At 31.6% G+C, this 7,400-nt stretch carries 6 protein-coding genes; 3 read left to right on the forward strand and 3 right to left on the reverse strand.

The window, feature by feature from the left end; genetic code table 11:
* Nucleotides 1–223: 223 nt before the first annotated feature.
* The 3 genes from J7K39_06375 to J7K39_06385 all read left to right on the forward strand — a co-directional run bounded on the left by J7K39_06375 (nucleotide 224) and on the right by J7K39_06385 (nucleotide 3,807).
* Nucleotides 224–1,342 carry an ATP-binding protein gene (locus J7K39_06375; GenBank protein MCD6179512.1) on the forward strand — a complete coding sequence of 373 codons (1,119 nt, stop codon included), beginning with the start codon at nucleotides 224–226 and terminating at the stop codon, nucleotides 1,340–1,342.
* Nucleotides 1,343–1,798: 456 nt separating this feature from the next.
* Nucleotides 1,799–2,428 carry a hypothetical protein gene (locus tag J7K39_06380; GenBank protein ID MCD6179513.1) on the forward strand — a complete coding sequence of 210 codons (630 nt, stop codon included), beginning with the start codon at nucleotides 1,799–1,801 and terminating at the stop codon, nucleotides 2,426–2,428.
* 254 nt (nucleotides 2,429–2,682) lie between these two features.
* Nucleotides 2,683–3,807, forward strand: a complete 1,125-nt coding sequence (locus J7K39_06385; GenBank protein ID MCD6179514.1) for a hypothetical protein — start codon at nucleotides 2,683–2,685, stop codon at nucleotides 3,805–3,807.
* A gap of 29 nt (nucleotides 3,808–3,836) precedes the next feature.
* On the opposite strand, the gene J7K39_06390 is transcribed toward J7K39_06385, so the two are convergent.
* The 3 genes from J7K39_06390 to J7K39_06400 all read right to left on the reverse strand — a co-directional run.
* Nucleotides 3,837–4,691, reverse strand: coding sequence for a mechanosensitive ion channel (locus J7K39_06390; protein ID MCD6179515.1), 855 nt, complete (start codon nucleotides 4,689–4,691; stop codon nucleotides 3,837–3,839).
* Between the two features lie 110 nt (nucleotides 4,692–4,801).
* A complete protein-coding gene (locus tag J7K39_06395; protein ID MCD6179516.1) occupies nucleotides 4,802–6,589 on the reverse strand; it encodes a hypothetical protein in 1,788 nt (595 codons plus the stop codon).
* Nucleotides 6,590–6,870: 281 nt separating this feature from the next.
* Nucleotides 6,871–7,400: hypothetical protein (locus J7K39_06400; protein ID MCD6179517.1), on the reverse strand; the 530-nt coding region annotated here is incomplete at its 5' end.

The raw sequence follows: 7,400 nt of genomic DNA on the forward strand, positions 1-7,400 counted from the left end.
AAACACTTTTTATTTTCAAAACACTCAACAGCAAATTCGTTTTTTCACTAAATTGCAGCTTGTACAGCTAAAGAGATAAAGCGCAGGAAGCTCTTTTGAAAAAATATGGGAGTTTTTGCGTGGACTCCCGTTGTGTGCAAGCTAAAAAACGACTACCGTAATGACTTTTAGGCATAACTATTGGTCATTACGATAATTCGACTTATCTTTGTAGAAAAAAGAAATGTATCAAAGAATAATTGAAAATACTATAATAGATAAAATTGGAAATGGAAAAGCAATTATAATTGTTGGGGCAAGACAAGTAGGAAAAACCACAATAATAAAAAAAATACTCGAAGGCCAAGAATATTTGTTTCTTGATGCAGACGACCCATCAATTAGGCAATTACTTTTAAATCCTAACACAGAAGAAATCCGAACAATTTTAGGGGAAAACAGAATTGTTTTTGTAGATGAAGCACAGCGAATAGATGGTATAGGATTAACACTTAAAATTATTACTGACCAATTTAAAAATGTTCAACTATTTGTTTCCGGTTCATCATCTTTTGATTTAGGGAATAAATTAAATGAACCACTAACAGGTAGGAAATGGGAATATGAATTGTTTCCAATATCGTGGGAAGAATTTGAAAAAAAAGAAGGTTTTGTAAAATCAGAACAACAAATAGAGAATAGATTATTATTTGGATTTTACCCGGAAGTTTTAAATAATAAAGGTAAAGAGAGAACAATATTAAAAAACCTGGTAAGTAGTTATTTGTATCGCGATATTCTCTCATTTTCAGAAATCAGAAAACCCGAAATCTTAGATAACCTTTTATTAGCACTTGCATTACAAGTGGGAAGTGAAGTCAATTATAATGAACTTGCAGGAACAATAGGAGTAAATAAAATCACTATTCAAAAATATATTGACATTCTTGAGAAAGGATATATTATTTTTAGGTTGAACAGTTTTAGCAGAAATTTAAGAAACGAGATAAAAAGAAACAGAAAAATTTATTTCTACGATAATGGAATAAGAAATATGATTATTGGAAATTTTAATTCTCTTAAATTAAGGACAGATGTTGGAGCTCTTTGGGAAAACTTCCTCATATCAGAAAGGAGAAAACAAAATATTTATAAAGATACATTTGCTAGAATATATTTTTGGAGAACCAAACAACAACAAGAAATTGATTTTGTAGAAGAAAAAGACGGAAAAATCTATGGATTTGAATTTAAATGGAAAACAAAATCAAAAATAAGATTACCAGAAACATTTATAAAAACTTATAACGCAGAAGCAAAGATAATTGACAGAAGTAATTTTAGAGAATTTGTAATAATATAAAAAGCCAGTGCACAATAAATAGGACTCTGAGCGGTCTGCAAGACCTAGCGATGAGTCTGTGTTGAACTACACCCGCCAAATTTCGAGTTATGTACTTAACGAAGGTTTTTATTGTTTTTTATAAGAAATAATATTCGCGTTCTTGGAAATAATGTAGGTTTTTGTGTTTAATCCGGTTTTGTCAACAAACAAAATAATTTGTTCTACCCCTCGCTCGGCTTAATCTCCAGATTAAGCTTAGCATGGGTTGACCTTCATACCTACCGGTAGATATGCTCAAATTGTTTATGTATGGTAAAATCAAAGCCAATTATTTTGTATATTCGAGTGACTTAAACATAGACTATTAATGTGATAAATTTTAATGATAATAGGAGTTGATGTGTAAACTCTTATTGTGGTGCATTTAAAAGAGAAAATATAACATAATAATTTAAAATAAAAGGAGAAATTAAAATGAAAAAAGTAACATTAGTATTAATTGCAGTTTCAACTTTAGGCTTATTCTCTTGTGGTGGAGATAGTGAGAGTAAATCGGCTACTCAAGAAAAAAACACTAAAACAGAAGCTGTTAAAACAGAAGTTGCGGAAGCAGCAACTACTAAAGTCAATGAAGAAAAAAATATCTACGTAAAAGATGTGCTTCTGAAAAACATGGATCTTAAAGCTACAGAAAACAAATTCTCGCAAGAAGATTGGGATAGAATTTCAAAAACCTGTGATGCTTATAGTGAGTTTAAAACAACAACAGAAAATGAAATAGCTTCCCACGAAGAATTAGATAAATTCTTTAAAAGTCAAGGCTATAAAGATTACCAAACGGCTAAAGAAGATGTTCAAAGATTTGGCGATTTATTTGAAGTGACTGTTGCTTTGCCAACCAATTTTGGGTCTTTAAATGGGATTAAAAAACTTTATGGAGAAGAGCAATTTATTAAATCGTGTAAAGAATCGGGCGAGATATATAACGAACTAATGCTAACAGCCGAAGACCTCAAAAATATTGAAAAGTATAGTAAAGTTATAGGAGAAGCTTGGGCATTGAAAGGCATTATAAATGTATCAGAGGAAATTTATCCTTTGTAATGAATTTATCATAAGTATTAAAACTATTAGTTGGTATTAGACTTCTTGTAGATTAAATAATTAGTATTGAGGATATTAAATAGGATGTGTATTCGTTAAATACGTTCGCTTATTTTGTGAAAAATGATAAAGATGAGTACGCTTTTTGAAAAAGCTTATTTATTCAATTTAACTTATTCGGGAAAAAAGATGCTGATTAAAAGTTATTAAAAATGGTGCTTACAACACTTATGTTGAATATATAAAAGAGATGCATGAAAAAATTAATCAAATTTGTTAAACAGATTGTAGGTTTTGTTGTCATAATACTTTTATCTCTACAAAATATACAAGCGCAAGAGAGTACAAAAATTAGCGAGTTGTTTCTTATGGATGCTGCTCCGGATTACGAATCGGCTCCTTTTCCCTACGATTTTACCTCAAGCGATATAAAAGATTTTTTCAATCCCGAAAATAGTGGAAAGTATCCGTCTACTAATTTATTCGATGGTTATTTTAAAACTTGTTGGCTTGTGGGGCAATCAAAAACCGATAAACAATCGACACTATACATTAAAATACCAACAAATATTGCTTTGGAGAATATCATTTTAAATATTTTTTCGGGCTATGGAAAGAGCGAACAGCTGTATTATCAAAACTCGCGACCAAAGAAAATTAAGCTGTCTTTATTTTCTGCATTTTATCCCGAAGGTTTTAGTACCGAGGTGGGTAGTTTGTATATTATTAAAGAAATCCCTTTGGATAAAAATATAGAATTATCAGATACTTTCGGATTACAGTCTTTTCCGTTAAATTTAGATAAAAAAGTCTTACTCGATTTTCAGAAAAAAGCTTCTGTAGCCTGTAAATCCTTTTCCGGAGAGAGTTATAATCGATTTTCAGAAGTGGTTACTCCTAAAACATTTATGCCTTCTTTTATTTTAAAAGTGGAAGTAATAGAAAGTTATTCAGGAACAAAATACGATGATATATGCATTTCCGAGCTGTTTTTCAATGATCGATTTATTACTTCATATCCGGATAGATATAATGAAATTAAAGATGTTTATATAGAAAATGATAATACTTTATTACTCGATTATGAGAGCAGGAAGGCTGTTGTCATTTATAATGATACATCTTCGGTTTTTACTATGGTAGATTGGCCTGAAAGCTCAAATTGGGCTATTTTACATTTCGTTCCAAATGATGAAGCGGGAGAGGGCTCGCGTATGGAAGAATATTACTCATTAATAGATTTAAAACAGGGCAAAATAGTTGATGCTGAATTTGAGAAATGCACAGGAATATCTCTTATGTTTCAATCAATTGAAAAAGAAGAAAGTGGTAGAGTATATATAAATTATGATGGAGAATATAAGATAGAGTTAAAATAAAAATCATTTTCTATGTTAGAAGTGATTTTTTACGTATTAATTTTATCTATTGGAGTCCCGGATTTAAAATGAAGATCCATTTGAGGGAACGGAATATTGATGTTGTTTTCTGCAAACTTGCGATTAATAATTCTTCGGATATCACTCTTCACTTTTTCAATTCGGAAAATATTTTTGCTAAAAAATAGTAGTTGAAAATCGAGGGAGGAATTTCCAAAATCCAATAAGCGCGCATCAAGTGCATTATTGTTAGTCACATCAGGATGTTCAAGTGCGCTGTCTTTTAAAATTTGAATTACCAAATCAACATCGCTTCCATAAGCAACCCCAACTGTTATTATAAAACGGGTTAACTGCGATTGGTGGCTCCAATTGATTACTTTATTGGTTGTGATTAAGGAGTTGGGTATAATTACCGAGATATCATCTCTATTCAAGCCTTCTGAAGTTCTTAGTCCAATGCTTTGAATTTTTACCACATCGCCATCAATTTCTAAAATATCCCCCACTTTTATTGAGCGTTCTGAAAGTAGAATAATGCCGGAGATAATATCATTAAAGGTTTGTTGTAGTCCTAATCCTACACCAACAAGAAGAGCGGCAGATCCTGCAATTAAAACCGTAACCTTAATCCCTACGGTTTCTAAAAGTAAACCAATAGCTGCAACCCAAACGATGTATTTTATAATTTGATAAAGAGCGTAGGTATTTCCAATATCAAGTTGTGCAGATTTCTGTTTACGAAAGAGTGCTTTCTTAATCAGCCAAAGAATTAGTTTGGTGGCCAAATAGATAATTAAAATAGCAAGCAGAGTATAGACTTTAATCTTGTTGTCACCAATTGTGAGCAGGTCAAAATCCAAAAAATTCGTTATCGATTCCATAGCATTTCAATTTCAGCAAAGAAGACTAAAAGTACTAAATAATTTACTTACTGTAAATCTAATAATCGGAAATTGATGCTTGTGTAATCTTAAACAAAGACTAATTCAGATTATATTTTTAAATACAAAAGGTTTAAATCTTTTTTGCTGGCTTCTAATTCGCTAAAAATATTGTTTTTAGTATCTTCAAATTTGCCTTTCAATTCTGTAAATAAATTATCGTAATAATTGATACCTTCTTTTAGGTTTTCAACAAAATTAAATAAGCTCTTTTTTTCTTTAGCTGTTGCAGAAACTGTTGTATTTTCAATTTTCTTTTTCAGAAAATCGATATAAATTTTTAACTCCTTGATAAACATATTTGGCCTATCCGTGCGTGAAATTACATTGACTCTTCCGTAAATATGATCCACCATTTCTTTAAGACTCATTTGTCTTGAAAAGTAAGCCATATTGGGTCCAGGGCAAACAGAAACCCCTGTGCCCTCCACTTTGGTATCCATATTATTAACAAGCAAAGCAGACGTTCCTAAACCTACGCAAATACAAGATTTTTCTATTATAGAATTATACTTCTTTTGATATTCTTTTTCCGGAAGAGCTTCTTCGTTTAGTTCTTTTAGTTTTAGTCGTTGATATTGACGCGATGCGGTACAAATGCTTTTCTCGGTGAATTCTTTGTTCAAAGCAACAAATTTCTTGGGACATACGCTACCGGGATTTCCCGCTGCCGCTAAGGCAAGCTTTTCAACATCTTTAGTGTTTCCCCTTAGGCTGTTAAAAGGTACGCCTAAAGGAGAAATACCGCTTAAATATAAGTCTTCTTCTTTGGCTTTTATTAGCTGATCTAAAGATGGCTTGTCTATGGTTACTACTTCGGGAACCAAAAGAAATGGTGTTCCCCAGCCTACGGAACTTATTTGATAATGATCTATTAAAAACTGATGTTCTTCTGCGGTACCAACTCCACCTTGAGCCGTAATAATAAACTTCATCTTTTCTTTTGGTATAATACGATTTTTAGCTGCAAGTCCTTGTGCTAAAACCTCATTTGCCAAGCGGTAAAGTTTTTCTTTATTTTCTTTAAATTCTTCTAAAACGGGCCCAAGTAAGTGACCTTCGGTAGCAAAAGCATGTCCGCCACAATTAAGTCCCGATTCTATTCTATACTCAGAAACCCACAAACCTTTTTTTGCAAAAAGCCTACCTTGTATTAAAGCCGATCTGTAATCGCTAACCTTTAAAATAATTTTCTTTTTTATTTCGCCTTTTTCATTGGGATAGAAGTCTTCAAAATTCTCCATATAACCATAGAGTCGTGGATTCATTCCGGCAGAAAGTACTATGGAAGAATGTAAATCGCTATTTGCAAAACCACGAAGTGCAGCATGGGCATCATTATATTCCGTTGGAAGTTTTTCTCCTTTAAAATAATTATCCTTATCAATTTTGGTCATAATATTTACATCAATACTACCCATTGATAAATTATTTTTTATCCAACTTCTGATTTCTTCTAAGTTAAAATGTTTTGCTGTCAGCTTCTGAAACTCTTGTTTTAATGTGGAATTATCGGGAAGGAGATTGAAATATTTTTTTAGTTCTTGTGCTTTTTCATTGGTCGCATTTTTTATTTCTTCAAATTTCTTTTCCGCTAATTCGTTAATGAGATTTAGGTAGGAAGTAATTCTTTTGGCTCTGAAATCTTCAATTTTATCTGTGATTTCTTCGTAAGGAAGCTTAAATTTTTCACTATACATTTTTCTTAGTTTTTCAAGAAGAATATCATCAACTAAAGAAATTACAGAATCAATACCAAACTGAGAAACCTTTAATGGCGTGTCAATAGTAAAGGCGATGCCCATAACGGGAATATGAAATGAATGAGTTTTTGACATAGTTTATTTTATTTTATACGTTTGATAAAAATCTAGAGGTTTTAAAAAAAGAGCGCTAATTGGCTCATCTTTTAAGCTTTCCGAATTTATCATCATGTTTTTTAGAATATTTTGGAAAATATTCGACAGCTAAATTAAACAGTTCTACGGAACTGGCATCAAAGATTCACAGTATTTAACAAATGAATAGTTAAAAGAATAAGAAATAAACAATAGAGGAAGCCTGAGAAATAAAAAAAGCCTCCAAAATAGGAGGCTTTATATTCTAAATAAAACTGAAACTATTTTTTCAGTTCATTATATTCTTTAATAATGGTTTCGATATCGTTAATGGTATATTCTCCATTAGCAATTTTATCTGCAACAGGCTTACAATCGGCAAATAATTTAGCACCGCCTTTTTTGAATTTTGCTAAGCGAATATCGTTGGTTGGCATAAGCTTACCGTTTATACCAATATAATGAACAATCTCTCTTTTTCTATCCACTTCTTCGTAATATTCATAATAAGAAGCTTTCCCATCAATAAGAACCAATAAATAGGCTTTACCCATAGAAGGAAGTTTTTTAGAAACAAATTTAAGTCCGTTAAATCCATATTCAGGAAATGTACCCGCTTTATAGAGTTTAAACTTTGTTTTCTTACCTTCTTTTTGAATATCAGGGTGAGCAAAAGAAATACGACTGGCAATAGCCCAAGGGTTGTGAATAAACATTTTAGATTCAATTCTTTCGCCATCTTGTGTAATTACATAGCCAAGGATTTGTTCAGAATATGCTTCTGGTGTGTACCAATCTTGTGCATTTACAG

Source organism: Bacteroidales bacterium, assembly GCA_021157585.1.
Taxonomy (GTDB): Bacteria; Bacteroidota; Bacteroidia; order Bacteroidales; family UBA12170; genus UBA12170.

What these genes read in the sequence shown, in the direction of transcription:
- J7K39_06390 (MCD6179515.1), bottom strand. Translation starts at nt 4,691, where the DNA reads ATGGAATCGATAACGAATTTTTTGGATTTTGACCTGCTCACAATTGGT.
- J7K39_06375 (MCD6179512.1), top strand. Translation starts at nt 224, where the DNA reads ATGTATCAAAGAATAATTGAAAATACTATAATAGATAAAATTGGAAAT.
- J7K39_06385 (MCD6179514.1), top strand. Translation starts at nt 2,683, where the DNA reads ATGAAAAAATTAATCAAATTTGTTAAACAGATTGTAGGTTTTGTTGTC.
- J7K39_06380 (MCD6179513.1), top strand. Translation starts at nt 1,799, where the DNA reads ATGAAAAAAGTAACATTAGTATTAATTGCAGTTTCAACTTTAGGCTTA.
- J7K39_06395 (MCD6179516.1), bottom strand. Translation starts at nt 6,589, where the DNA reads ATGTCAAAAACTCATTCATTTCATATTCCCGTTATGGGCATCGCCTTT.